Source organism: Luteibacter sp. 22Crub2.1, assembly GCF_900167995.1.
Classification (GTDB): Bacteria; Pseudomonadota; Gammaproteobacteria; order Xanthomonadales; family Rhodanobacteraceae; genus Luteibacter; species Luteibacter mycovicinus.
This window is the reverse complement of sequence record NZ_FUYT01000007.1, coordinates 235,368-258,566: the sequence shown is the minus strand read 5'-3', so window position 1 is coordinate 258,566 and position 23,199 is coordinate 235,368. Positions and strand designations below refer to the sequence as shown.

Here is a 23,199-nt window from a genome sequence, read left to right as displayed (position 1 = left end):
CGGTGCGGGTTCGGCGCCCGGCGTCGGGTCGATGTCGGGAGGAAGTTCGTTCATTTGCCCTCCAGATGTCGTGCCCAGCGTACCTGGTAGAGGTCGAAACGACGGTCCTTAAGGTTCTGCACGGCACCGGCATTGCGTGCGCGCGCAATGCTTTCCAGCCGCAGATCGGCGAACAGCACCGTCTCGATATTCGGGGTGGAATCCGCGGCGATACCGTCGCGCGCGAACGGGAAATCGCTCGGCGTCAGAATGCAGCTCTGGCCGTACTGGATGTCGAAGTTGTTCACGCCGGGCAGGTTGCCCACGTTGCCCGAAAGCACCACGTAGCACTGGTTCTCGATGGCGCGTGCCTGCGAGCAGTAACGCACACGCAGGTAGCCCTCGCGCACGTCGGTGCAGAACGGGACGAACAGGATCAGCGCACCCTGGTCGGTGAGGTGACGGGCCACCTCGGGGAACTCGGAGTCGTAGCAGATCATCACGCCGATCGGACCGCAGTCGGTCTGGATCGTCGCAGCGCTGTCGCCGCCGGTGATGTTCCAGACGTTCTTCTCGCTGGGCGTCGGATGCAGCTTCTCGCGCTCGTGGATCGAGCCGTCGCGCAGACAGACATAGCAGACATTGTGGATGTCGCCATTGGGCTGCCGGGTCGGGTGCGAACCACCGATGATATTGATGTTGTAGTGCACGGCCAGGCGATGGAAGAGAGCCTTGACCTCGTCGGTGTACTCGGAGAGGCGGCGGATCGAATCCACTGGCGACAGCTCGGCGTTTTCGATCGACAACAGCTGCAGCGTGATCAGCTCGGGGAAGACGACGAAGTCGGCGTCGTAATCGGCGGCGATGTCGACGAAGTATTCCACCTGGGTGGCGAACTCGGCGAACGATGCGATGCGCCGCTGCTGGTACTGCACGGATGCCACGCGCACCGAGTCGGGCAGTCGATGCGACTGCGACACCTTCGGCGTGTCAGGGTGGTTGAGCAACTGCGGGTTGCGCCAGACCAGATGCGCCGCATAGCCGAGCGATTCGTGGTCGGACGGCACGTACTCGCGCAGCAGCCCGATGACCTCGAAGCCGTTACGCAACTGAAAGCTCAGCGTCGCGTCGCGGCGGCTGCCGTCGACGATGGCCTGGACGTAAGCCTCGGCGCTGCCATAGCGGCCGATGGCTTTGGAGAGACCCGGCAGGCGACCGCCGAATACGATGCCACGCAGCTTGAGCTCGGTGCACAGACGTTTGCGGGCCATGTACAGCCGCTGGCCGATGCGCATGCCGCGGTAGTCGGGGTGCACCACGACTTCCATGCCGTAGAGCCAGTCCCCTTTGGGATCGTGGCGCGAGGCGAAACCGCCGCCGGTGATCTGCATCCACGTATGCGGCGCCAGGGCCAGCGCCTCGTTGATCCGGAAGGTGGCGCAGAAACCCACGATCTTTCCCTCGTACTCGACCACGAACTGGCCTTCGGGGAAGTGGGTCTGCTGGCCTTGCAGCATCTCGGCGGAATGACCCCACTCGGCCGTGTAGACACGGGCGGTGAGGGCGACGAGTTCGGGCACGTCGGCGAGGCGTGCAAGCCGAAGCGTGAGCTTCGGCGCCTGAGCGGAGTTGATCTCGGTCATCCCCCCATTATGCGCCCGCGCGATGAAATCACCGACAGACCCGCGATCGCCTGCCGTCCCCATGCAGGAGCGGGCCCCGCCCGCGATACCATGTCGCGACTACCCCCCCAAGGACATCTCCCCATGTCACACCAGAAGCTCGCCGCCGACTATCTCTGGCACGACCGCGGATGGCGCTCGGGGGAGGGTGGTATCGCGGTGGCCGCCGGTCGCTTCGCCGATGCCTCACCGGGCCCGGACGAGCGCATCGGCCGCTTCGTGCTGCCGGGCATGCCCAACCTCCACTCGCACGCGTTCCAGCGCGCCATGGCCGGCATGGCCGAGCGTCGCGGTCCGGGCGAGGACAGTTTCTGGACCTGGCGAGAGACGATGTATGCCTTCGCGGAGGCGATCGACCCCGACGACATGAAGGCCATCGCGACCCAGCTCTACATCGAGATGGTCAAGGCCGGCTACACCCAGGTCTGCGAGTTCCATTACCTGCACCACGGTCCCCGGGGCGTGCCCTACGCCGATCCGGCCGCGATGTCGCTGGCGCTGATCGAGGCGGCCAGGGAAGCCGGGATCGGCCTCACGCTGCTCCCCGTCCTGTACATGACGGGCGGGTTCGACGGTCGGGCACTGAACGAGCGCCAGCAGCGGTTCCGCAACGACGTGGGCCAGTATGTCGCGTTGCTGGAGCGCCTGGCGCCTCTGCAGAACGACATGCTGCGTCTGGGTGTGGCCCTGCATTCGCTGCGCGCCGTTCCCGAGGAGGCGATGCGTGCGCTGCTCGCCACGGGCGTCTGCCGTGACCTGCCGATCCACATTCATATCGCCGAGCAGATCGGCGAAGTGCAGGATTGCCTCGCCGCGCGTGGCGCGCGTCCGGTGGAATGGTTGCTCGACCACGCGGACGTCGACGCGCGCTGGACGCTGGTCCATGCCACCCACCTGACGCCGCACGAAACCGACCGGCTCGCGAAGACCGGTGCCGTCGCCGGGCTATGTCCGACGACGGAAGCGAACCTGGGGGACGGCCTGTTCCCGCTGGCGGCCTATATCGATGCGGGCGGCACGCTCGGCATCGGCTCCGATTCGCACATTTCGGTGTCGCCGGTGGAGGAGTTGCGCTGGCTCGAATACGGCCAGCGCCTGCTGACCCGGCATCGCAATGTGGCGGCGCGTCGGCCGGAAGAAAGCGTGGGTACGGTCCTGTGGCAGCGCGCTCTGGACGGCGGCGCGCAGTCGGCCGGCGTCAACGTGGCACGTCTTGCGCCCGGCTCACGCGCGGACCTGCTCGTCCTCGACGATCGCTCGCCGTTGCTGGCGGCGCGCGGCGAAGCGGACGTGATCGACAGCTTCCTGTTCGCCGGCAACACGCCGCTGGTGCGTGACGTGATGGTGGGCGGCACGTGGCGTGTGCGCGACTTCGCGCACGCCGCCGAAACGCGTGCCGCCGAGGCTTATCGCGGTGTGGTCGAAAGGTTGGTCGCCGCCTGAGCCGCCGGGCCCGACGGGCATTTCGACTTGCCGTAGAGGCCTTCCGCGGCGGGCTCGTTCCGGGCCAGCGCATCGGGCGACGCGTAGATCGATACGGCAAGGTCGCAGTGGTTGTCGCGCAGCGTGAAGCGCACGGTGTCGATGCGGGTCGGCGGCTCATCGTCGAGCCTGCAGGCAGTGTTCTTTGCAAGACGAATCGTGAGCGTGTTGTCCTTCGCGTCGACGACATCGAAGTGCGCGTTCTGGCAGCCGTGCCAGGTGAGCGAGTCCTTGCCGACGGTGAGGATGCGCAGACCGGTGAAGGCGTTGCTGTAGGGATCCCAGTCGCCGGCGATCCATGCCGGCGCGGTCTGGGCCGTGGAGAGAAGAGCGAGCGCGAGGAGGGGAGTCATGGGGTACCTCGGTTCCGGAAGTCGTGTAGGAGCGAGCCCCGCTCGCGACGCTTTCTTGCGAGTGCCGCCCCCGCAACGTGACATCGCGCACAGGGTGCGCTCCTACAGAGTAGCAATCACGGGGGAGGGTGTTGCATTGCAGCGATCTTCATGCTCTATTCGACTCATGACCCGCCTCGCCGCCAATAACGCCAATACCAATAATGCCCGGAACCTCGGGAGGGTCGGCGTGTAGGCGGTTGCGAGACAAACCACCAGACACCAAAGGCCCGCCCTCACCAGGCGGGCCTTTTTCTTTGCGCGTTTCCCCATCGATAGTCAGGAGCAAGACCATGTGTTCGATCTTCGGGATGTTCGGCCTCGCGGCCGGTGATGACCTGGTCGCGCTGCGCCGTGAGGCGATGTCCCTTTCGCAGCGGCAGCGCCATCGCGGGCCGGACTGGAGCGGTGTCTACGTCGACGACGGCGCGATCCTCGTCCACGAACGCCTCGCCATCGTCGACCCCGCCAGTGGCGCCCAGCCGCTGCGTTCCCCAGAAGGCGACCTGGCCCTGGCCGTCAACGGCGAGATCTACAACCATCGTGAGATTCGCGCCGCCAGCAGCTATCCGTTCACCACGGGCTCCGACTGCGAGGTGATCAACGCGCTGTACCGCGAGCACGGGGCGGACTTCCTCGGTCAGCTCAACGGTATCTTCGCTTTCGCGCTCTGGGACGCGGGCCGCCAGCGTTACATCATCGCCCGCGATCCGGTCGGCGTCTGCCCGCTGTACTGGGGCCACGATCGCGAAGGCCGCCTCTGCGTCGCGTCGGAAATGAAGTCGCTGGTCGGTGTCTGCGCGGACGTGGCGCCCTTCCCGCCGGGCCATGTCTACGACAGCCAGACCGGTGAGGCCGTGCGTTACTGGACGCCTGAGTGGCGCGACTACGATGCGACCGTCGGCAAGACCATCGACCCGAAAGATCTCCGTACCGCGTTCGAAGCCGCCGTGCATCGCCAGATGATGACGGATGTGCCGTATGGCGTGCTCCTGTCGGGCGGTCTGGATTCGTCGCTGGTCGCCGCGGTCGCCGCGGGTTACGCGCGCCGCCGTATCGAAGAAGACGACCGTGGCGAAGCCTGGTGGCCGCGCCTTCATTCATTCGCCATCGGGCTCGAAGGGTCGCCCGACCTGAAAGCCGCCGAGATCGCGGCCGAGGCGCTGGGTACCGTCCATCACGGCTTCCGCTACACCTTCGAGGAAGGCCTCGACGCGCTGCCCGAAGTCATCCGCCACATCGAGACCTACGACGTCACCACCATCCGCGCATCCACGCCGATGTTCCTGCTGGCGCGACGGATCAAGGCGATGGGCGTGAAGATGGTGCTCTCGGGCGAGGGTTCCGACGAGGTCTTCGGTGGTTACCTGTACTTCCACAAGGCTCCGTCGGCCCGCGCCTTCCACGAGGAAACCGTGCGCAAGCTGGACGCGCTGCATTATTACGACTGCCTGCGTGCGAACAAGTCGATGTCGGCCTGGGGTGTCGAAGCCCGCGTGCCCTTCCTCGATACGGAATTTCTCGAAACGGCCATGTCGATCGACGCCGAGGCCAAGATGGTCGCCCGCAAGGGTATCGAGAAGGGCCTGCTGCGCGAGGCCTTCGAAGGCGCCTTGCCGGATTCGATTCTCTGGCGCCAGAAGGAGCAGTTCAGCGACGGCGTGGGTTATGGCTGGATCGACGGCCTGAAGGCGCATGCCGAGACGATGGTTTCTGATCGTGAGTTCGCGGCCGCCGCGGCCCGCTTCCCGGTGAACACCCCGGCGACCAAGGAGGCATTCTTCTACCGTACCGTCTTCGAGACCCATTTCCCGGGAGAGGCCTGTGCGGCCACGGTGCCCGGCGGCAAGTCCATCGCCTGCTCGTCCCCGGCCGCGCTGGCGTGGGACCCGGCCTTCGCGGCCGCCGCCGACCCGTCGGGCCGGGCCGTGCGAGGGGTTCACCAGGAGGCCTTGCCGGCCTGAGGGCAGCCGCTCGTCCGTAGGAGCCCGCCCTGCGGGCGATGGGGTCTTGCCGCAGTCCCATCGCCCGCAGGGCGGGCTCCTACAGGAGCGGCCTCCGCCCGCCATGCGGCCCACCCCAGGATTTGTTAAGATCGGCCGCTTTAGTCGGCGCCTTCCGCGCCGCGTCATCAGGCCAGACACACCATGATCGAGACCAATCCGATCCTTGCGCAGATTGCGGACCTCAAGGGCCGCGTCGAGTCGCTTAGGGGGTATCTTTGACTACGCCGTCAAGAAAGAACGCCTAGAAGAAGTCAATCGCGAGCTGGAAAGTCCCACCGTATGGGATGACCCCAAGCGCGCACAGGAGCTCGGCCGCGAACGCGCCCAGCTCGACGGCATCGTCACCGGCATCGACGAGATGTCCGGCACGCTCGACGACTCCGGTGAGCTGCTCGAGATGGCCGCCGCGGATGGCGACGACGCCACCGTTCAGTCCATCGTCGACGACCTGAAAAAGGTCGACGCCCGCGTCGGCAAGCTCGAATTCCAGCGCATGTTCTCCGGCGAGCTCGACTCGGCGGCGGCCTTCGTCGACGTCCAGGCAGGTGCCGGCGGTACCGAGGCCCAGGACTGGGCGGAAATCCTCCTGCGCATGTATCTGCGCTGGGCGGAGTCGCGCGGCTGGAAGACGGAAATGATGGAAGTCAGCGCGGGCGAAGTTGCGGGCATCAAGTCCGCCACGTTCCGCGTCGAAGGCGACTACGCCTACGGCTGGCTCAAGACCGAGATCGGCGTGCACCGCCTGGTCCGCAAGAGCCCGTTCGACTCCGACAACCGCCGGCACACCAGCTTTACCTCGGTGTTCGTTTCGCCGGAAGTCGACGACAACATCGAGATCGACATCAATCCGGCCGACCTGCGTACGGACGTCTACCGTTCGTCCGGCGCCGGCGGCCAGCACGTCAACAAGACCGAGTCGGCGGTGCGTATCACCCACGTGCCCACCAACACGGTCGTGGCCTGCCAGACCGAGCGCAGCCAGCATGCCAACCGCGACCGCGCGATGAAGATGCTGAAAGCGAAGCTGTACGAGCTGGAAGTCCAGAAGCGCAATGCCGAGAAGGACGCCCTAGAGGCGACCAAGTCGGACATCGGCTGGGGCAGCCAGATCCGCAACTACGTGCTCGACCAGTCCCGCATCAAGGACCTGCGCACGGGGCTCGAACGCTCCGATACGCAGAAAGTGCTCGACGGCGATCTCGACGAATTCGTCGAGGCCAGCCTGAAGTCCGGCCTCGAAGCCGGTTCCAAGCGCGTCGACGCGTGACAGCGGTAGGAGCGCAGCCTGCGCGCGATTGGAGAGCATCGCGCACAGGGCGCGCTCCTACTTTCATCCATCAAACATGTTGCCCTTTCCATGACTGACGATACCCGCGATGCCACGCCCGCCACCGCCGCCGAGGAGAACCGCCTCATCGCCGAGCGTCGCGAGAAACTGAAAGCGCTGCGCGCGCAGGGCATCGCCTATCCCAACGACTTCAAGGTCGACAGTTTCGCGGGCGACCTGCAGGACGAATTCGCGGACAAGGACACCTGGACGGCCGAGGCCATCGAGGGTGCGCCGCGTCGCGTGACCGTGGCCGGCCGCATCATTCTGATGCGCGGGCAGGGCAAGGTCAGCTTCGTGCAGATGCAGGACGGTACCGGCCGCATCCAGCTGTTCGTTCACCAGGGCACGCTGGGCGAAGCGTCCTACGACGCCTTCAGGCGCTGGGACCTCGGCGATATCGTGGGTGCCGAAGGCCTGTTGATGCGCACGAAAACCGGCGAGCTGTCGATCAAGGTCGACGCCATCCGTCTGCTGACCAAGTCGCTGCGCGGCCTGCCGGACAAGCACCACGGCCTGGCCGACGTCGAGCAGCGCTACCGCCAGCGCTACGTCGACCTGATCGTCACCGAGGAGTCGCGCCGCACCTTCGCGCTCCGTTCGAAGATCATCAGCCACGTGCGTCGCTGGCTCGAAGCCGAACCGCGCCGCTTCATGGAAGTGGAAACGCCGATGATGCACGTGATCCCGGGCGGCGCCACCGCGCGTCCGTTCACCACGCATCACAATGCGCTCGATATCCCGCTGTTCCTGCGCGTGGCGCCGGAGTTGTACCTCAAGCGCCTGGTCGTGGGCGGCTTCGATCGCGTCTACGAGATCAACCGCAACTTCCGTAACGAGGGCGTGTCCACGCGACACAATCCCGAGTTCACCATGCTCGAGCTGTACCAGGCGTACGCCACCTACCACGAGATCATGGACATCACCGAGGGCATGATTCGCTCCTCGGCCGAGGCGGTCATCGGCCAGACGTCCATCGAGTGGGACGGCGCGACCGTCGACCTGGCTCCGGCGTTCCGTCGCTGGCGTATGGAAGACGCCGTGCTCGAACTCAATCCCGAGATCAAGCCGGCCGACCTGCGCAACCGTGACGCCATGGCCGCGCACGCCGCGCGGCTGAAGATCCAGGTCAAGCCGTCGTACGGCTGGGGCAAGCTGCTGCTGGAGATCTTCGAGGCGACGGTGGAGCACACGCTGATCCAGCCGACCTTCATCACCGATCACCCGGTGGAAGTCTCGCCGCTGGCGCGCGAGAGCGATACCGACAAGGGCATCACCGACCGCTTCGAGCTGTTCATCAACGGCAAGGAAATCGCCAACGGCTTCTCGGAGCTCAACGATTCCGAAGACCAGGCCGCGCGTTTCCAGGCCCAGGTGGACGCCAAGGATGCCGGCGACGACGAAGCCATGCACTACGACGCCGATTATATCCGTGCGCTCGAAGTGGGCCTGCCGCCGACCGGTGGACTCGGCGTCGGCATGGACCGCCTCGTCATGCTGCTGACCGGTTCGTCGTCCATCCGCGACGTGCTGCTGTTCCCGACCATGCGCCCCGAGGCCTGACCGGCCTCGCTACCGGAGACATCGATGTTCTACGCCATCGTCGCACTGGATCACCCGAATTCGCTGGAAAAGCGCCTTGCCGCGCGCCCGGCTCACCTGGCGCGCCTCAACGCCCTGAAAGACGAGGGCCGCCTGAAGCTGGCCGGCCCGTTCCCGGCCATCGATTCGAACGACCCGGGTGAGGCCGGATTCACCGGCAGCATGATCGTGGCCGAGTTCAGCGACCTGGCGGCCGCCGAAGCCTGGGCTGGCGCGGATCCTTATGTCGAAGCCGGCGTGTACCGCGACGTGACGGTCCGCCCGTTCCGCGTCGTGCTGCCGTGACGGCCGAGAAAGTCGAGCGCATCCGGGTCCTGCTGACCGAGGCCCTGGCCCCGGTCGAGCTGGACGTGATCGACGAGGGCCACAAGCACGCCGGGCATTCGGGCGAGGGCAGGGGGCATTTCTTCGCCCGTATCGTCAGTCCGGCCTTTGCCGGCAAGAACCCGATCCAGCGGCATCGCATGGTCTATGCTGCGCTGGCCGAGATGATGCCGGACGGCATCCACGCGCTGGCGATCGAGGCCAAGGCCCCCGGGGAATAAAGAAAACATGCGTCTGACCACGATCAAGCTGGCGGGATTCAAGTCCTTCGTCGACCCCACCACGCTGCACCTGCCCACCAATATGACCGGCGTCGTCGGTCCGAACGGCTGCGGCAAGTCGAACATCATCGACGCCATCCGTTGGGTCATGGGTGAATCCGCGGCCAGCCGTCTTCGCGGCGACTCCCTCACTGACGTCATCTTCTCCGGCTCCAGCGCGCGCAAGCCGGTGGGCCAGGCCACGGTCGAACTGATCTTCGACAACAGCGACGGCACCATCCAGGGCGAGTACGCCAGCTTCGCCGAGATCTCGGTCAAGCGCATCGTCAGTCGTGACGGCCAGTCCTCGTATCACCTCAACGGCGCGCGTTGCCGTCGCCGTGACATCACCGACCTGTTCCTTGGGACCGGCCTGGGCCCGCGTTCCTACTCGATCATCGAGCAGGGCATGATCAGCCAGATCATCGAGGCGGCGCCGGAAGAACTGCGCACCCATCTCGAAGAAGCCGCCGGCATCTCCAAGTACAAGGAGCGCCGCAAGGAAACCGAGAGCCGCATCAAGGCCACCCGCGAGAACCTCGACCGCGTGCGTGACGTGCGCGACGAGGTCGACAAACAGCTGGACCACCTGAATCGCCAGGCCCGCGCCGCCGAGCGCTGGAAGGCCTTCAAGGAAGAGCACACCCGCCGCGAAGCCGAGCTCCGCGCGCTGGAGTACCGCACGCTGCATCGCCGCCACGAAGGCGAAGGCTCCGGTCTGCGCGAGGCGGAACTCGAGATCGAGAAACACCTCGCCGGCCAGCGCCAGGTCGAGGCACAGATGGAAAGCGTGCGCGAGCGCCACCAGGGCGCCAGCGAGCACCTCAATCAGGTTCAGGCCGAGGTTTACAAGGTCGGCTCCGAGATCGCCCGTGTCGAGCAGCAGGTGCGGCATAGCCGCGACCTCAGCGAGCGACTGACGCGCGCGCGTGGCGAAGCCGAGCGCGAATTCGAAGAACTGCAGGGCCACATCGGCGCCGACCGCGAGCAGGTGGAGACCCTGCGCATGGCACTGGCCGAGGGCGAGCCCAGGCTCGAAGCCCTGCAGCAGATCCAGGACGAGACGGGCGACGTGGTTCGTGCCACCGAGTCGAAGCTGGCCGACTGGCAGCAGCGCTGGGATACCCATACGCGGGGTGCGTCGGAGTCCAGCCGCGCGGCCGAGGTCGAGCGGACAAAGCTGGCCTATCTCGACCGCCAGACGGTCGACCTGTCGCGTCGCAAAGAGGCGTTGGATGCCGAACAGAAGGCGACCGACATCGCCGCGCTCGACGCCGCCTCCGAACAACTCGATGTCGAACACGATACCCAGCGCGAGAAGGTGGAGCAGCTGGGCGGCGTGCTCGACCAGCACAAGGTCGCGTACGAGCGCGTGCTCGACGAAGAGCGCCAGGTGCAGACCGCACTGAACGACGGGCGTCAGCAGTTGCAGACCGCGCGCGGCCGCCAGGCCTCGCTCGAAGCCCTGCAGAGTGCCGCGCTGGGCCAGGAAGAAACCGCGGCCAGTGGCTGGCTGTCGCGCCTCGGTCTCGACCGCTCGCGTCGCCTGGGCGAATCGCTGCAGGTCTACGCCGGCTACGAGTCGCCGGTGGAAACCGTGCTCGCCGGCGTCCTCGACGGGGTGCTGGTCGACTCGATCGACGCCTTGCTGCCCGAATTCGAAGCGCTCGGTCAGGCCGATGTCGCGCTGTTCGCCAGGGAGCAGGGCGGCCCCGGCGCCCCCGGTACCCTCGCCGAGCACGTGCGTGGCCCGGTGGCCGCCGTCGCACTGCTGAGCAATGTCTTTGTCGCGGAGTCGGTCGAAGCCGCCGCCGCACGGCTCGCTTCACTGCAGCCGCACCAGTCCGTCATCACGCGCGATGGCGCATGGATGGGTCCGGGCTGGGCCCGTGTGCTGCGGGCGCAGGGCAATCAGGTCGGCGTGCTCGCCCGCGAACGCGAGATCCGCCAGCTCGCCGGGCAGATCGAAACCCTCGAAGCCACTCTCGAAGAACGTACCGAACAGCTGGAAGCCCTGCGTACCAGCAAGTTCGAGACCGAGCGTCAGCGTGACGACGCCCAGCGCGATCTCTACGCCGCGCATCGCCGTCTGTCCGAGCTCGCCGGTCAGTTGCAGAGCCATCGCGGCAAGATGGAAACGGCGCGCGCCCGCGCCGAGAAGGTCGGCGGCGAAATCTCCGTCATCGTCGATCAGCTCGACGAACTGCAGGGCCAGACCCGTGATGCCCGCGCGCGCCTCGATGAGGCCGTCGGCCACATGGGCGATCGCGAGGACGAGCGCCGTGGTCTCGAAAACGAGCGTCGCGAGTTGCTCGAAGCGCGCGAAGAAGCCCGTATCAATGCGCGCGAAGCGGCTGACCAGTCGCACCAGCTCGCACTGAGCATGGAGTCCAAGCGCTCGGCGCTGGGGTCGCTCGAACAGGCTCTTGCGCGTCTGGATACCCAGCTGCGCCAGGTGACCGCTCGCCGCGATGAGATCGATCAACAGCTGGCTGCCGGTTCCGATCCCATTGCGGAACTCGAAGCCGAGCGGCAGACCTACCTCGACCAGCGTCTGCTGGTCGACAAGCAGCTGGTCGACGCACGTCGTGCGCTCGAAGACTGCGACGCCGAGTTCCGCCGGCTCGAGCAGGAGCGCCAGCGCGTCGAGCACGTGCTCAATCAGGTGCGTGAAAACGTGTCCGAAAAGCGTCTCGCCGCGCAGGCCTTGCAGCTGCGTGCCGAACAGCTGGCCCAGGCCATCGTGGCGTCGGGTCTCGAACTCGAAGCATTGCTCACCGAACTGCCCGAAGACGCCGAGCCGGAGCGCTGGCAGCAGCAGCTGGTCGATCTTTCCGGCAAGATCGCCCGTCTGGAGCCGGTCAACCTGGCCGCGATCCAGGAGCACGCCGAGCAGTCGCAGCGCAAGGAATACCTCGATGCGCAGCTGCTCGACCTGACCAGCGCGATGGAAACCCTGGAGGGCGCGATCAAGAAGATCGATCGCGAGACCCGCCAGCGCTTCAAGGAGACCTTCGACCGCGTCAATGCGGGTGTGCAGGAGTTGTTCCCACGGCTGTTCGGCGGCGGCCACGCTTACCTCGAGCTCACCGGCGAAGACCTCCTCGACACCGGTGTGTCGATCATGGCCCGGCCACCCGGCAAGCGCGTCTCCAACATCACGCTGCTGTCCGGCGGTGAGAAGGCGCTCACGGCAGTCTCACTCGTCTTCGCGATATTTGGCCTCAACCCGGCGCCGTTCTGCCTGCTCGACGAGGTGGACGCACCGCTGGACGAAGCCAACGTGGGCCGCTTCTCGGCCATGGTCCGCGAGATGAGTGAGAAGGTGCAGTTCATCTTCGTCAGCCATAACAAGGCCACGATGGAGGCCGCCCATCAGCTCTGCGGCGTTACCATGCGCGAGCCGGGCGTGTCGCGCCTCGTCCAGGTCGATCTGGCCGAAGCGTCCAAGCTCGTCGGCGCCGCCTAAGTACCGTTCTTCAAGGAAATCGAACCATGAATCCCGCCATCGGCCTCGCCTGGAATCCCGCAGTGGGCATCCCGATGCTCTTCGTCGGCATCGTCGTGATGGTGCTGCTCTGGCTGTTCGGTCAGCCGCGCAAGGAGCAGGGTCGCCGCAAGCCGGTGCCGGAACAGCCCGAGCGTGCCCGCGAGCGCCGCGAACCGGTCTTCAGCGACGAGGACGGTGGCGCCGATGCGCGCGAGGCATACGACGAGCGGGACAACGTGTCCTTCAGCGCCCGCGACGAGCTGCGCGAGGACGACGCCAACGACCCGCTGTTCAATCCGCGACCGAAACAGGCCGAGCTCGATGTGGACCTGAGGGCGGAGCTGGAGCGCCTCGGTGCATCGCTGGCCGGTGAGCGGACGGCGTCCGCCGCGCCCGTGGCGCCGGCGGCACCGGCTCCGGCGGCATCCGCGCCCGTAGCGCGTCCCGCCCAGCGCACCGAGCCACGTTTCGATCTGGACCTGCCGTTCAATCTCGACGACGAGCCGCGTGTGGCCGCGTCTGCGCCGACGCCTGTCCCGGCCCCCGCGCCGGTGCCGGTGCGCCCCCCCGCGCCGGCTCCCGCGCCGGTGGCGAAGACCCCTCCGCGCTCGGATCTCGGCCGCCGCCCGCCGCACGCGCCGGTCGAGCGCATCGTCAGCCTCTACGTCGTCGCCCGCGAAGGCACCCGGTTCAACGGTTCCGATCTCGTCGTGGCCGCCGAAAAGGCCGGCCTGGAGTTCGGCGACATGGGGATTTACCACCGGCTCGTCGACGGCCATCCGGAGCAGGGTCCGATTTTCAGCGTCGCCAACCTGACCAAGCCCGGCAACTTCGACATGGCACGCATCGCCACGTTGCAGACCTCGGGTCTGTCGTTCTTCATGGCGCTGCCGGGTCCCGTGCCCGCGCTGGACGCCTGGGACGCGATGCTGCCCACCGCGCAGCGCCTGGGCGAGTTGCTCGACGGCCTGGTCCTGGACGAGGAGCGCAACGCGCTCGGCCGCCAGCGCATCGCACACATCCGCGACGAGCTGCGTGGCTGGGACCGCGGGCACGAAGGCGAAGAGATCAAGTTCGGCCAGTAACGTGTACACGCCCAGGGCCTTCGCCGAAGATCGTCTGCCCGTCCTGCACGAGGCGATCCGGCGCCATCCGTTCGGCACGCTGGTGACGGCCGGTGAGGGCGGCATCGAAGCGAGTCACGTTCCTTTCGTGCTGGCGCCGGACGAGGGGCCCTACGGCACGCTCTACTGCCATGTGGCGCGCGGCAACGACCATGTGACACGTCACGTCGGGGAGGCGCTGTCGATCTTCGCGGGTCCGCACGCCTACATCTCACCCAACGGGTATCCCGGCAAGGCCGAGCACCACCGCGAAGTTCCGACCTGGAACTACATCGCGGTGCACGTCTATGGGCACCCGGAGACGTTCACGGAGCCGACCTTGCTCCGTGCCTTGCTGGACCGTCTGACCGCCCAGTCCGAAAAGGATGCTGCGCAGGCCCTGCCGTGGCAGGTGGGCGATGCCCCGGCCGAGTATCTGGCCGCCATGTACCGCGGCATCGTCGGTATCCGCATCGCCATCGACCGCATCGAGGGCAAGTGGAAGCTGGGCCAGAATCGTACGGACGCCGACCGCATCGGAGCCGCGACGCTGCTTGCCGAGCGCCCCGGTGACGACGAACAGGCCGTCGCGGCAGCGATGCTCGCCGCTCGAAACGTGTGAATTAACGGCAGCGTATTCACGCTGCCGCAACACCCCTCTGCGTCACTGTGAAGGTCTTCGCGTGTCCGGGTATTGGCACGATGCATACATCCCGCCCGGCATGCTTGTGTCCTTCCCCCAGAGGAATGCGATTCACATGTCGGAAAGCACGCGAGCGCCTTTCAGAATCTACTATCTGCATCCGCTGCTCGCCGGGCCGATGACCGCCTGGAATGCGTGGATCGAGCACGCGGCGTCGCTCGGGTTCCGGCAACTGCTGGTGGCACCCCCGTTCGATGCTTCGGTCACCGGTGACGTTTTCGTTACACGCGACTTCGACCGGCTGAACGGGGCGGTGGCGGACGACGGCGATGCGGTCACCCGGCTTGCGCAGATCGCGAAGGCCTGTCGCAATCACCGCATGGAGTTGTGGCTGGACCTTTCTCTGGACGAGGTGGCCTCGGATGCGCCGGTTCGCCAGGAGCATCCGGAGTGGTTTCGCGCGGTTGCCGCGCAGCACGGCACGCCCGATCCGCGCTGGACCCCCGCGGAGAGCGACAGCGTCCGCTGGCGCCTGAACGACCCCGAGGTTGCCGAAGCGGCCACGCAGTGGTGGGTCGATCGCCTGCACCGCTGGACCGCCGCGGGCGTCGAAGGCTTTCGCGTCGTGCACCCGCAGCGGCTGCGCGCTTCGCGCTGGAAGAGCCTGATCGATGCGGTGCGCAACACGCACGCCGATGCGTCGCAGGCCGCGTTCCTCGCCTGGACGCCCGGGCTTTCCGCTGACGATCTCGCCAACCTGAAAGGTGCCGGATTCGACGCGGTCGTCTCGTCGGCCAACTGGTGGGACTTTCGTGCACCGTGGTTCGCGGAAGAAGCCGCGCGTCTCGCCACCGTCGCGCCGGCGCTGGCTTGCGTGGAGGAACCGTTCGCGAAGCGGCTCGGCGATGAACTGGGCGAGGAGAATCAACTTGAGCACGCCTATCAGCGGGCGATCGCCTTCGCGGCGACATCGCCAGCGGGCTGGATGATGCCGGTCGGTTTCGAGTTTGCCCAGCACGACGCGCTGGATCCGCGACGTGGCCTTGCGGTCACGCTCGTTGCGCTCGCCATGAATGCTGCCCTCGACCTGACGGCGACGGTCCGTGCCGCCAACGCGGCCGTGGGTGACGATGTGCCGGCGGCCCCCCTGATCACGACGGGCCGCGACGTCGCCGTGTTCCTCACGGTCGATGGACCCGATGCGCGAAAGGCATCCCGTGCCACCCTGACCCTGGTCAACGCCTCTCTGGACCGTGACGCACCGGTCGGTGCCGCGCAGGCGCTGGCGGGCGCGGCCGCGCATTTCGCCCCCTGGGTCACGCCGGACGGACGCAAGGTGTTCGATCAGGGCGACGGAATGCTTCTGGCACCCGGCGCCGTCCTGACCCTCACCGGTGTGCCGTCCGCGCCAGCCAAACGAAAGATGGGAGCGAGTGTGCAGAAGGAATTCCTACAGGCGGCCTCGCGTGCGCCTCGCGTCATGATCGAAGCCGTGCAGCCGACGGTGGACGCGGGCCGCTTTCCGGCCAAACGCGTCGTCGGTCAATCGGTGGAGGTGACGGCGGACATCTTCATGGACGGCCACGAGATACTGGCTGCACGCCTGCGTTACCGCGCACAGGACGAGCGGACATGGCGCGAAGTCGTCATGGAACCGGTGAACAACGACATTCATACGGCGAGCTTCGTACCGACGCGTGTCGGCCGCTATGAGTTCCAGGTGGAAGCCTGGCATGACCGCTTCGCCAGCTATCACCACGAGATCGAGGTGAAACACGCCGCCGGTGTCTCTCTCGCGCTGGAACTGGAAGAGGGACGCCTGCTCGTCGAAGCCCGGGCCAAAGATGCCGCCGGTCCCAGGGCGAAGGCCTTGCGTAACCTGGCGGCGGCACTCGGCAAGGCCGATGACGCACAGCGACTCGTGCTGCTGCTCGATGAGACGACGGTGGCGCTCATGGCGGCGACCGATCCCCGGGTCCGCTCCAGCGTCACCGACACGTATCTGCTCGAGGTGGATCGTCGCGAAGCGGTCTTCGCCAGCTGGTACGAACTGTTTCCGCGTTCGATGACCGATGACAAAGCCAGGCACGGGACCTTCCGCAATACCATCGCGCGGCTGCCGGCGATCCGCGACATGGGTTTCGACGTGCTCTACTTCCCGCCGATTCACCCGATCGGCACCGCGTTCCGCAAAGGTCCCAACAACACGCTGACGCCCGGTCCCGATGACCCGGGCAGTCCGTATGCGATCGGCTCGCCGGACGGCGGCCATAACGCCATCCATCCGCAACTGGGCACCCTCGAGGACTTCCGCGCTCTGCGTGACGCCGCGCACGACCACGGGCTGGAGCTGGCACTGGACTTCGCCATTCAGTGCTCGCAGGATCACCCCTGGCTGAAGGAACATCCGGAGTGGTTCGACTGGCGTCCGGACGGCAGCATCAAATACGCCGAGAACCCGCCCAAGAAATACCAGGACATCGTCAATGTCGATTTCTATGCCGACGGCGCGATCCCCTCGCTCTGGCAGGCGCTGTGCGACTCCGTCCTGTTCTGGGCCGCGGAGGGTGTACGCACCTTCCGTGTCGATAACCCGCATACCAAGCCGTTCCCGTTCTGGGAATGGATGATCGCCCGGGTGCGGGCTAAGTATCCGGACACGCTGTTCCTTTCCGAGGCGTTCACCCGTCCAAAGCCGATGTATCGCCTGGCCAAGGTCGGCTTCAGTCAGTCGTACACCTATTTCACCTGGCGCAATTCGAAGCAGGAGTTCATCGACTACCTGACCGAGTTGACGACGACGGAACCGAAAGACTTTTTCCGGCCCAACTTCTTCGTCAATACACCGGACATCAACCCGTACTTCCTGCAGACCTCGGGGCGCCCGGGTTTCCTGATCCGCGCCGCGCTGGCGACGACGCTCTCCGGCCTCTGGGGTATGTATTCGGGATTCGAGATCTGCGAGTCCGCGCCGATGCCCGGCAAGGAGGAGTACCTCGATTCCGAGAAGTACGAAATCCGCATCCGCGATTTCAACGCCCCCGGAAACATCGTTGCGGAAATTACCCAGCTCAACCACATCCGGCGCGCGCACCCGGCGCTGCAGTCGCACCTCGGACTGCGCTTCCTGCCGGCGAGCAACGATCAGGTGCTCTTCTTTGAGAAGCGCTCCGGTGACGATCTCGTGATTGTCGCGATAAGCATGGACCCGCACAACGCCCAGTCCGCGGACCTCACGCTGCCGCTTGGCGACTGGGGCCTGGCCGACGACGCCGCCATCGACGTACACGACCTTCTGCATACCCAACCCATCGCCTGGCGCGGTGCCCGTCAGAACGTATGGCTCGGCCTCGGCCAGCCCTACGCGATCTGGCACGTCCGTCTCCCTGGAGTCTGATCCATGGCAACACGCGGTAAGGGAAATAAACAGACGATCGCTCCCGATTTTTCGAGCGATCCGCTCTGGTACAAGGATGCGATCATTTATCAGGTCCATCTGAAGTCGTACTTCGATGCCAATGACGACGGCGTGGGCGATTTCGAAGGCCTAATTCAGAAGCTGGACTACATCGCCGAGCTGGGCGTCAACACGTTGTGGCTGCTGCCGTTCTATCCGAGTCCGCGGCGCGACGACGGCTACGACATCGCCGAATACAAGTCGGTGCATCCCGATTACGGCAAGCTCGCCGATGCGAAACGGTTCATCGCTGAGGCGCACAAGCGCGGCCTTCGCGTGATCACCGAGCTGGTCATCAACCACACCTCCGACCAGCACCCGTGGTTTCAGCGGGCGAGAGAGGCGAAGAAGGGTTCCGCAGCGCGCAACTTCTACGTCTGGTCCGATACCGACCAGGCCTACGACGGCACACGCATCATCTTCCTCGACACCGAAAAGTCCAACTGGACCTGGGATCCGGTGGCGGGTCAGTACTTCTGGCACCGGTTCTTCTCGCATCAGCCGGATCTGAACTTCGATAACCCCGCGGTGATCAAGGCGGTGCTCGAAGTCATGCGCTTCTGGCTCGACCTCGGCGTCGACGGCCTGCGACTGGACGCCGTGCCCTATCTGATCGAGCGCGAAGGGACCAACAACGAGAACCTTCCCGAGACACACGACATCCTCAAGCTGATGCGTGCGGAGATCGACCAGCATTACCCGGATCGCATGCTGCTCGCGGAAGCGAACCAGTGGCCGGAGGATACGCAGGACTATTTCGGCAACGGCGACGAATGCCACATGGCGTTCCACTTTCCGCTGATGCCGCGCATGTACATGGCGATCGCGCGCGAAGACCGCTTTCCGATCACCGACATCATGCGGCAGACGCCGGCGATCCCCGAGAACTGCCAGTGGGCGATCTTCCTGCGTAACCATGACGAGCTCACGCTCGAGATGGTGACGGACAACGAACGCGATTACCTGTGGCAGACCTACGCGGCCGACCGTCGTGCGCGTATCAACCTGGGTATCCGTCGGCGTCTCGCCCCCTTGCTCGAGCGCGACCGTCGTCGCATCGAGCTGATGAACGCGTTGCTGCTCTCGATGCCGGGCACGCCGGTGCTGTATTACGGCGATGAGATCGGCATGGGCGACAACATTCATCTCGGCGATCGAGACGGCGTACGCACGCCCATGCAGTGGTCCGTCGACCGCAACGGCGGATTCTCGCGGGCCGATCCGGCCAGCCTGGTGCTACCGCCGATCATGGACCCGCTGTACGGCTTCCAGGCCATCAACGTCGAGGCACAAGGGCGCGATCCGCATTCGCTGCTCAACTGGACGCGCCGCATGCTTGCCGTGCGAAAGCGTTACAAGGCATTCGGCCGCGGCACGCTGAAGTTTCTCTATCCGGGTAACCGCAAGGTGCTGGCGTATCTGCGCGAGTTCGAGGGTGAACACCTGCTCTGCGTCGCCAACATGTCCCGTTCGCTGCAGGCGGTGGAGCTCGATGTGGCCGCGTTCGACGGACAGGTTCCCATTGAGATCATGGGCGGCTCGTCGTTCCCGCCGATCGGTCAGCTGCCCTATCTGCTGACGCTGCCCGCGTACGGTTTCTACGCCTTCCAGATCTGCCCCAACGCGCAGATGCCGGAGTGGCACGAAGTGCCCGCCGAGCCGCTGCCCGATTACGAGACGCTGGTGGTGCGCGGCGCGCTGGTGGAAGGGCCGGTCATGGCGCATCACCGTGGCGTGATCGAGAAGCAGGTGCTGCCTGGCTACCTCGGAGTGCGGCGTTGGTTCGCCTCCAAGGATCGCGGTATCGAGAGCTCGAAGATCCTTTACGCGGTGCCGTGGCCGGACCATGGCGACGATCTCGTTTTCACCGAGGTCGAAGCGACGCTTGCCGACGGTGGTACTGAACGTTACAGTCTGCCGGTCGGCATCGTCTGGGAAGACGAGAGCCCGACAGCGCGTGCCCAGCAGCTTGCATTGGCACGCGTGCGTCGCGGTCGTCGCATCGGCTTGCTTACCGACGGATTCGCCCTGGACGCCTTCGCCTCCGGCCTGTTGATCGGGCTGCGTCAGGGCATCGAATTGCCGGTGAACACCGGTGTCGTACGTTTCGAGACGACCGATGCGTTCGCCGGGGTCACCTTCGACCCGGCCATCGAAAGCCGGTGGCTGACCGCTGAGCAATCCAACAGCTCGATGATCATGCACGACGCCGGTGTGGTGAAGCTGTTCCGACGCACCTCCGTCGGCATCAATCCGGAAGTGGAGATGGGTCGCTTCCTCACCGAACACGGCTACGCCAACACCTCGCCGTTGCTCGGTGAGGTGGTCCGCATCGGCGAAAACGGCGACCGCACCACGCTGGCCGTGTTGCAGGGCTTTCTGCGCAATCAGGGCGATGCCTGGCGGTGGACGCTCGACTTCCTTCGTCGCAGCTACGACGAATACAGTCACTCCGACGAGGAAGAGCGCAAGGCGGAGATCGAGGCGGGGTACGACGCGTTCGCGACCGCGGTGGGCACGCGTCTGGGCGAGTTGCACGCCTTGCTTGCGCAGCCGTCCGAGATTCCCGCGTTCTCGCCCGAAAAGGCGAGCGCCGCCGACGTCGACGCGGTACGCGACAGCGTTCGTGCACAGATCGGCCGTGCGCTGGTGTCGATCGACCACCTTGCCGATCTGTCGGAGACGGTGGCTGCCGATGTCGAGGCGCTCAGAGGTCTCGTGGGTACGCTGGACGAGCGCGTGGGCAAGCTGGCGAAGGCGGGCGTATCCGCGCTTAAAACCCGGGTGCATGGCGACTTCCACCTCGGCCAGATCCTTGTGGTGCAGGACGACGCGTACATCATCGACTTCGAAGGCGAACCCGCTCGTTCGCTGGACGAGCGCCGGGCGAAGGGCTCCCCGCTGCGAGATGTCGCCGGTTTCCTGCGTTCGCTCGACTATGCGGCCGCCATGGCGCGCCGGGGTGAAGATGGCCTTGCTCCGATCGAGGACGAAGGCTTCGGCGATTACCTGTCCCGCTTCCGCGAGCGTTCGTCGCGCGTCTTCCTGGCGGCCTATCGCGCCGTCCTCGACGCGGCACCGGTACGCTGGGTCGATGGCGAGACGCTGGCACCCATCCTGGAGCTGTTCGTCATCGAGAAGGCGGCGTACGAAGTGAACTATGAAGCGGCGAACCGCCCCGGCTGGGTCGATGTGCCGGTGCGCGGGCTGCTGCACGCCGCGCGCGGTGAGACATCCCGAGAATTGAAGGAAGACACGTGACCGATCCCCGTACCTATGGCCTGACCGATCCCGCCGCCGTCGACGCACTCGTCGACGGACGGCACGGCGATCCTTTCGCTCTGCTCGGTCCGCACATCGTCGAGGGCAGGCGGGTCGTGCGCAGCTTGCAGCCGGGGGCGCAGGGTGTGGAGTTGATCGATGCGACCGGACGTTCGCTGGGCGAGCTGAAGCAGGTACACGACGGCGGCTTGTTCGCCGGTTTCCCGGAATCCGACGACGATTACCGCTTGCGTGTTCACTGGCCTGCGGCCGCCCATGACACGCACGATCCGTATCGTTTCGGTAACCTCCTCACTGACGACGACCTGCAGCGCCTGTCCGCCGGAACGCATACGGAGCTGTTTCTATGCCTTGGCGCGCATCCGGTCACGGTCGACGGCGTGAACGGCGTACGCTTCGCCGTCTGGGCGCCGAATGCGCAGCGGGTCAGTGTCGTGGGCGACTTCAACAGCTGGGACGGGCGTCGCTTGCCCATGCGCAAGCGTGTACCGGCGGGTGTCTGGGAACTCTTCGTGCCCGGCTTGCTGCCTGGCGCACGCTATAAGTACGAGATCTGGGGTGCCGACGGATCGCTGACCCAGCGCGCCGATCCGGTCGCCCTCGCGGCTGAGCTGCCGCCGTCTACCGCGTCGATCGTTGCCGATCCGACCGCGTTCCGCTGGACGGACGACGAATGGATGCGTCGCCGCGGTTCGTTGCATCATGCGGGCTCCCCGCTGTCGATTTACGAGCTGCATGCCGGATCGTGGCTGCGCGGTCCCGATGGGCGCGAGCTGCACTGGGATGAACTGGGCGAACGCCTGATCCCGTATGTGGCGGGAATGGGTTTCAGCCATATCGAACTGCTGCCGGTGTCGGAGCACCCCTTCGGCGGATCCTGGGGTTATCAGCCACTGGGACAGTTCGCCCCGACGTCGCGGTTCGGTACGCCCGAGGCGTTCGCGCGCTTCGTCGACCGCTGCCACGAGGCGGGCGTCGGCGTCATTGTCGACTGGGTGCCCGCGCATTTCCCCACGGACATCCACGGTCTGGCGCACTTCGACGGCACGCCGCTCTACGAACATGCCGATCCGCGCGAGGGTTTCCATCAGGACTGGAACACGCTGATCTTCAATCTCGGCCGGAACGAGGTATCCGCGTTCCTGGTCGCCAGCGCGCTGGCCTGGCTCGAGCGCTTTCACGTCGACGGCCTGCGTGTGGACGCCGTGGCGTCGATGTTGTATCGCGACTACTCGCGCAAGCACGGCGAGTGGGTGCCGAACCAGTACGGCGGCCGCGAAAACCTCGAGTCGATCGCCTTCCTGCGCCGGGTGAACCAGCTCGTCGCGGAACGGCATCCGGACTGCATGACCATCGCCGAGGAATCGACCGCGTGGCCGGGCGTGACCCAGCCGGTGGAGCAGGGCGGCCTTGGCTTCGACTTCAAGTGGAACATGGGCTGGATGCACGATTCGCTCGAATACATGTCGCGCGATCCGTTGTACCGCCAGTTTCATCATGGCGAAATGACCTTCAGCATGGTCTATGCCTATTCCGAGAAGTTCGTGCTGCCGCTGTCACACGACGAAGTCGTGCACGGCAAACGGTCGTTGCTGGGACGCATGCCCGGCGACGAGTGGCAGCGTTTTGCCAACCTGCGTGCCTACTACGGTTTCATGTGGGGTCATCCGGGCAAGAAACTGCTGTTCACGGGTGGCGAAATCGCGCAGCCACACGAGTGGAATCACGATGCGCAGATCGCCTGGGAGCTGCTCGACAACCCGCTGCACCTCGGTGTGCAGAAGACCGTACGCGACCTCAACCGGGTCTATGCGTCGACGCCGGCCCTGCACGCATGGGATACCGATCCACGCGGCTTCCGCTGGGTGATCGGGGACGATGCGTCGCAGAGCATCTTTGCCTGGCTTCGCTTCGCGGAGAATGGACGGCCGGCCCTGGTGGTCAGCAACATGACGCCCACGCCGCGTCACGGCTTCCGCCTGGGCGTGCCCGACGGCGGCCGCTGGAAGGAAGCGTTCAACTCGGATGCTTCCGATTACGGCGGCTCCGGCGTCGGCAACGAAGGCGAGCGGCACACGCAGGATGTGCCATCGCATGGCTTCGATCGTTCGCTGGTGCTGAGCCTGCCACCCCTTTCCACGGTCATCTTCGTGGCCGACTGACGAGGAAT

Annotated in this window: 14 protein-coding genes; 12 read left to right on the top strand and 2 right to left on the bottom strand. The window is 65.9% G+C overall.

Annotated features, from left to right (window positions below):
- Positions 1 to 50 precede the first annotated feature (50 nt).
- Positions 51 to 1,622: a bifunctional GNAT family N-acetyltransferase/carbon-nitrogen hydrolase family protein gene (locus tag B5X73_RS09660; protein WP_036114014.1), complete on the bottom strand. Its 1,572-nt coding sequence runs from the start codon at positions 1,620 to 1,622 to the stop codon at positions 51 to 53.
- Between the two features lie 123 nt (positions 1,623 to 1,745).
- Here B5X73_RS09660 and B5X73_RS09655 point away from each other — a divergent pair, with 123 nt between their 5' ends.
- The gene (locus B5X73_RS09655; protein WP_079521504.1) at positions 1,746 to 3,104 is read left to right on the top strand and encodes a formimidoylglutamate deiminase; all 1,359 of its coding nucleotides are present in this window, start codon (positions 1,746 to 1,748) and stop codon (positions 3,102 to 3,104) included.
- Here B5X73_RS09655 and B5X73_RS09650 read toward each other — a convergent pair.
- Positions 3,068 to 3,496: a hypothetical protein gene (locus B5X73_RS09650; RefSeq protein WP_079521503.1), complete on the bottom strand. Its 429-nt coding sequence runs from the start codon at positions 3,494 to 3,496 to the stop codon at positions 3,068 to 3,070. The two genes, B5X73_RS09655 and B5X73_RS09650, sit on opposite strands and share 37 nt — an antisense overlap.
- Before the next feature lie 332 nt (positions 3,497 to 3,828).
- Between B5X73_RS09650 and asnB the strand changes: the two genes are divergently transcribed.
- The 11 genes from asnB (at position 3,829) to glgB (ending at position 23,191) form a co-directional block, all read left to right on the top strand.
- The gene (gene asnB, locus B5X73_RS09645) at positions 3,829 to 5,499 is read left to right on the top strand and encodes an asparagine synthase B (protein WP_079521502.1); all 1,671 of its coding nucleotides are present in this window, start codon (positions 3,829 to 3,831) and stop codon (positions 5,497 to 5,499) included.
- A gap of 183 nt (positions 5,500 to 5,682) precedes the next feature.
- A protein-coding gene (gene prfB / locus B5X73_RS09640) for a peptide chain release factor 2 (protein ID WP_139382718.1) occupies positions 5,683 to 6,808 on the top strand; the annotation gives its coding sequence in 2 pieces (ribosomal slippage) (positions 5,683 to 5,757 and positions 5,759 to 6,808; 1,125 coding nt in all).
- A gap of 90 nt (positions 6,809 to 6,898) precedes the next feature.
- Positions 6,899 to 8,431 (top strand): lysine--tRNA ligase, encoded by a 1,533-nt coding sequence (gene lysS / locus B5X73_RS09635; RefSeq protein ID WP_079521501.1) that lies wholly within the window; start codon positions 6,899 to 6,901, stop codon positions 8,429 to 8,431.
- Positions 8,432 to 8,455: 24 nt separating this feature from the next.
- Complete coding sequence (locus tag B5X73_RS09630) at positions 8,456 to 8,755, top strand: YciI family protein (RefSeq protein WP_079521500.1); 300 nt, start codon at positions 8,456 to 8,458, stop codon at positions 8,753 to 8,755.
- Positions 8,752 to 9,015: a BolA family protein gene (locus tag B5X73_RS09625; RefSeq protein ID WP_079521499.1), complete on the top strand. Its 264-nt coding sequence runs from the start codon at positions 8,752 to 8,754 to the stop codon at positions 9,013 to 9,015. Before B5X73_RS09630 ends, B5X73_RS09625 begins: the two co-directional genes overlap by 4 nt.
- Positions 9,016 to 9,022: 7 nt before the next feature.
- Positions 9,023 to 12,523: a chromosome segregation protein SMC gene (gene smc, locus B5X73_RS09620; RefSeq protein ID WP_079521498.1), complete on the top strand. Its 3,501-nt coding sequence runs from the start codon at positions 9,023 to 9,025 to the stop codon at positions 12,521 to 12,523.
- Between the two features lie 26 nt (positions 12,524 to 12,549).
- Positions 12,550 to 13,629 carry a cell division protein ZipA gene (gene zipA / locus B5X73_RS09615; protein ID WP_079521497.1) on the top strand — a complete coding sequence of 360 codons (1,080 nt, stop codon included), beginning with the start codon at positions 12,550 to 12,552 and terminating at the stop codon, positions 13,627 to 13,629.
- Position 13,630: 1 nt separating this feature from the next.
- Positions 13,631 to 14,269 (top strand): FMN-binding negative transcriptional regulator, encoded by a 639-nt coding sequence (locus B5X73_RS09610; RefSeq protein ID WP_079521496.1) that lies wholly within the window; start codon positions 13,631 to 13,633, stop codon positions 14,267 to 14,269.
- Positions 14,270 to 14,405: 136 nt separating this feature from the next.
- Complete coding sequence (locus B5X73_RS09605) at positions 14,406 to 17,687, top strand: maltotransferase domain-containing protein (protein WP_139382717.1); 3,282 nt, start codon at positions 14,406 to 14,408, stop codon at positions 17,685 to 17,687.
- A 3-nt stretch (positions 17,688 to 17,690) separates the two neighbouring features.
- Positions 17,691 to 21,008, top strand: a complete 3,318-nt coding sequence (gene treS / locus B5X73_RS09600; RefSeq protein ID WP_079521494.1) for a maltose alpha-D-glucosyltransferase — start codon at positions 17,691 to 17,693, stop codon at positions 21,006 to 21,008.
- The gene (gene glgB, locus B5X73_RS09595) at positions 21,005 to 23,191 is read left to right on the top strand and encodes a 1,4-alpha-glucan branching protein GlgB (protein WP_079521493.1); all 2,187 of its coding nucleotides are present in this window, start codon (positions 21,005 to 21,007) and stop codon (positions 23,189 to 23,191) included. The genes treS and glgB overlap by 4 nt, the downstream gene beginning before the upstream one ends.
- Positions 23,192 to 23,199: the final 8 nt, after the last annotated feature.

Excerpts from the sequence above, each read along its gene's own strand:
- B5X73_RS09660 (WP_036114014.1), bottom strand. The coding sequence starts at position 1,622 with ATGACCGAGATCAACTCCGCTCAGGCGCCGAAGCTCACGCTTCGGCTT.
- B5X73_RS09655 (WP_079521504.1), top strand. The coding sequence starts at position 1,746 with ATGTCACACCAGAAGCTCGCCGCCGACTATCTCTGGCACGACCGCGGA.
- B5X73_RS09650 (WP_079521503.1), bottom strand. The coding sequence starts at position 3,496 with ATGACTCCCCTCCTCGCGCTCGCTCTTCTCTCCACGGCCCAGACCGCG.
- asnB (WP_079521502.1), top strand. The coding sequence starts at position 3,829 with ATGTGTTCGATCTTCGGGATGTTCGGCCTCGCGGCCGGTGATGACCTG.
- lysS (WP_079521501.1), top strand. The coding sequence starts at position 6,899 with ATGACTGACGATACCCGCGATGCCACGCCCGCCACCGCCGCCGAGGAG.
- B5X73_RS09630 (WP_079521500.1), top strand. The coding sequence starts at position 8,456 with ATGTTCTACGCCATCGTCGCACTGGATCACCCGAATTCGCTGGAAAAG.
- smc (WP_079521498.1), top strand. The coding sequence starts at position 9,023 with ATGCGTCTGACCACGATCAAGCTGGCGGGATTCAAGTCCTTCGTCGAC.
- zipA (WP_079521497.1), top strand. The coding sequence starts at position 12,550 with ATGAATCCCGCCATCGGCCTCGCCTGGAATCCCGCAGTGGGCATCCCG.
- B5X73_RS09605 (WP_139382717.1), top strand. The coding sequence starts at position 14,406 with ATGTCGGAAAGCACGCGAGCGCCTTTCAGAATCTACTATCTGCATCCG.
- treS (WP_079521494.1), top strand. The coding sequence starts at position 17,691 with ATGGCAACACGCGGTAAGGGAAATAAACAGACGATCGCTCCCGATTTT.